This window comes from Pantoea sp. JGM49, from assembly GCF_018257655.1.
In the GTDB taxonomy this organism is placed as follows: Bacteria; Pseudomonadota; Gammaproteobacteria; order Enterobacterales; family Enterobacteriaceae; genus Pantoea; species Pantoea communis.
Window position 1 is genome coordinate 1 of sequence record NZ_JAERJM010000043.1, and the last position, 713, is coordinate 713.

The window sequence follows — 713 nt, forward strand, 5'->3', positions numbered from 1 at the left end:
AAAAACGCCTCTGGCGTTGTAAGGTTAAGCCTCACGGGTCATTAGTACCGGTTAGCTCAATGCATCGCTGCACTTACACATCCGGCCTATCAACGTCGTCGTCTTCAACGTCCCTTCAGGACTCTCTGGGAGTCAGGGAGAACTCATCTCGGGGCAAGTTTCGTGCTTAGATGCTTTCAGCACTTATCTTTTCCGCACTTAGCTACCGGGCAATGCCATTGGCATGACAACCCGAACACCAGTGGTGCGTTCACTCCGGTCCTCTCGTACTAGGAGCAACCCCCCTCAATTCTCCAGCGCCCACGGCAGATAGGGACCGAACTGTCTCACGACGTTCTAAACCCAGCTCGCGTACCACTTTAAACGGCGAACAGCCGTACCCTTGGGACCTACTTCAGCCCCAGGATGTGATGAGCCGACATCGAGGTGCCAAACACCGCCGTCGATATGAACTCTTGGGCGGTATCAGCCTGTTATCCCCGGAGTACCTTTTATCCGTTGAGCGATGGCCCTTCCATTCAGAACCACCGGATCACTATGACCTGCTTTCGCACCTGCTCGAGCCGTCACTCTCGCAGTCAAGCTGGCTTATGCCATTGCACTAACCTCCTGATGTCCGACCAGGATTAGCCAACCTTCGTGCTCCTCCGTTACTCTTTGGGAGGAGACCGCCCCAGTCAAACTACCCACCAGACACTGTCCGCAACCCGGAT

General features: G+C 55.0%; 1 rRNA gene. It reads right to left on the minus strand.

What is annotated here, in order from left to right:
* Positions 1-20 precede the first annotated feature (20 nt).
* Positions 21-713 (minus strand): 23S ribosomal RNA (locus JK231_RS25370); the annotation flags it as partial.